General features: G+C 69.7%; 1 protein-coding gene. It reads left to right on the top strand.

The genetic code is table 11. The annotated features are described in order from the left end of the window. The coding region (locus tag GPT33_RS18455) for an alpha-2-macroglobulin family protein (protein WP_296812020.1) at positions 1-2,829 on the top strand (2,829 nt) is incomplete at both ends.

The raw sequence follows: 2,829 nt of genomic DNA, 5'->3' as shown, positions 1-2,829 counted from the left end.
CCGATCGCGACCCGACAGCCCCGCATCGGTGTGAAGCCCCTGTTCGAGGACGCGGTGGAGGAGGGCGGCAACGCCGGTTTCGAGATCATCCTGATCGATGCCGCCGGCGATTCCGGCGGCCAGCGCCGGCCGACCGAGGGATTACGCTGGACACTCTCGCGTCTGACCACCGACTTCCAATGGTACGAGTCCGACGGGAGCTGGAAGTACGAGCCGATCGTCTCGACCCAACGCGTCGCCTCCGGCACCTTGGAGCCGGGCCAGATCGACGCCGCGACCGGTGTTGCGCGGATCGAGGCGCGTGTGGAGTGGGGCGGCTATCGTCTGCGTGTCGAAGGCCCGGACGCGACGGCCCTGCCCGCGGATCTCGACTTCGAGGCCGGCTGGTATGTCGCACCGCGCGCCGTCGACACCCCGGATCTGCTCAAGGTCTCGCTCGATAAGGCCGAGTATCGGGTCGGCGAGACGCTCAAGGCGCGCATCGAGCCGCGCTTCCCGGGCGTCGCCCTGGTGATGGTCATCGACGACCGGCTGATCGACATGCGCACCGTCGAGGTCCCCGAGGATGGTACGACGGTCGAGCTGCCCGTCACCCGCGCCTGGGGTCCGGGCGCCTATGTGACGGCCGCGCTCTACCGCCCCATGGATCTGGATGCCCGGCGCATGCCCGGACGCGCGATCGGGCTGACCTGGGCCGGGGTGGATCCGGGTGATCGCCGACTTGATGTCAAGCTCGGCCTTGATCCGGCCGCAGGCGTGATCCGCCCGCGCCAACGTCTCGAAATCCCGATCCAGGTCGCCAATGCCCCGACCGGCGAGCCGGTCTACGTGACCCTGGCTGCGGTCGATCTAGGGATCCTGAACCTCACACGTTATCAATCGCCGGCGCCGGATCACTGGTATTTCGGTCAGCGACGGCTCGGGATGGAGGTCCGCGACCTCTACGGCCAGCTCATCGACCGCATGCAGGGCGTGCCCGGCGTGGTGCGCTCCGGCGGCGACGGCGCCATGATCCGGCTCGAAGGCCCGCCGCCCACCGAGGATCTGGTCGCCTTCCAGTCCGAGATCATCCGTCTCGACGTACAAGGCAGGGCGACCGTCGCCTTCGAGATCCCGGACTTCAACGGAACCCTGCGGGTCATGGCGATGGCCTGGTCCAAACAAGGCGTCGGTCACGCGGTTGAGGACCTGCTGGTGCGCGATCCTGTCGTCATGATGGCGAGCCTGCCGCGCTTCCTCGCGCCCGAGGACCGCTCGCGCCTGCTGCTGGAGCTGACTCACGTCGACGGTCCGGCGGGCGAGATCACCCTGACGGTCGCCACCGGCGGTGAGCATGTGCGTATTCCCGCCGACCAGACCGAACGGACACTGAGCTTGGCGCAGGGCGGACGCGCCGCCGTTCAGATCCCCATCGAAGCGGTCTCGGTCGGCGACGAGACCCTGAGTCTGGTCCTGCGCACGCCCGACGGTCAGGCATTGACCAAGACCCTGCGGATCCCGGTCCGCTCCAATGCCCCCTTGGTCTCGCGCAACTCGGTCGTGGATCTGGCCCCGGGCGGGGAGCTGCGCCTGGACGACTCGGCCTGGTCCGAGATGCTCCCCGGCACCGGAGCGCTCGCGGTCTCCATCACGGGCGCCGGACCGCTCGACGTCGCCGGCCTGGTGACGGGCCTGGATCGCTACCCCTACGGCTGCACCGAGCAGCTCACCAGCCGCGCACTGCCCATGCTTTATCTCAACGAGGTCGCGACCGCCATCGGTCTCGGGACCGACGCCGAGATCCGAGAACGGGTGCGCGAGGCGATCGGCGAGGTGCTGGCCAATCAGGCGTCGAACGGGAGCTTCGGCCTCTGGGGTACGGGCGGCGACGACGGCTGGCTCGACGCCTATGTCGGGGACTTCCTCACCCGTGCACGCGAGCAAGGCTACAGCGTGCCGGATCGCGCCTTCGACATGGCCCTCGACAACCTGCGCAACCGACTCGCCTATGTGCCGGACTTCAGCAGCGGCGGCGAGGACATCGCCTATGCGCTCTACGTCCTCGCCCGCAACGGTCGCGCCGCCATCGGCGACCTGCGCTATTACGCCGAGACCAAGCTCGACGCCTTCTCCACACCCATGGCCAAGGCCCAGCTCGGTGCGGCGCTGGCCCTCATGGGCGATCGCCCGCGTGCCGATACGGTCTTCCGCGCCGCGGTCGCGATGCTGGAGGAGGGCGACGACGAGGGCGCCTGGCGATCCGACTTCGGCTCCGACCTGCGCGACGGCGCGGCCGTCCTGACCCTCGCCGCCGAGAGCGCGACCGGTGCGGTCGACCTGCAGGCCCTCGCCCGACGTCTGGAACAGGGCTGGGTCAACGCGACCGACACCAGCACGCAGGACGACGCCTGGCTGCTGCTCGCCGCCCGTGCCCTCATGCAGGGCGCCGACAAACCGCAACTGACGCTCGCGGGCGAGCCCTGGAGCGGCCCCTGGTTCAGCCGACTCGGTGCCGACACCGCCGCCGCGTTGCCCCTGATCGTCGGGAACGCGGGCCAACGCCCGCTGGAGGCGCTCGTCAGCGTCGGCGGCATCCCGCTGACACCCGAGCCCGCCGGCGGCGACGGCTACCGGATCGAGCGCGCCTACTACGACCTGGAGGGCCGCCGTATCGACCCCTCCGCCGTCACCCAAGGCGATCGCATGGTCGCCGTCATCACCGTCAGCGCAGACGGCCAGCGCCAAGCGCGACTCATCGTCGACGATCCGCTCCCCGCCGGCTTCGAGATCGACAACCCCAGTCTCATCAAGTCCGGCGACATCGCCGACATCGCCTGGCTGGGCCTGGAG

This window comes from Thiocapsa sp., from assembly GCF_011390875.1.
In the GTDB taxonomy this organism is placed as follows: Bacteria; Pseudomonadota; Gammaproteobacteria; order Chromatiales; family Chromatiaceae; genus Thiocapsa.
The sequence above is the reverse complement of the archived record's forward strand: the minus strand, read 5'-3'. Positions and strand labels throughout refer to the sequence as shown.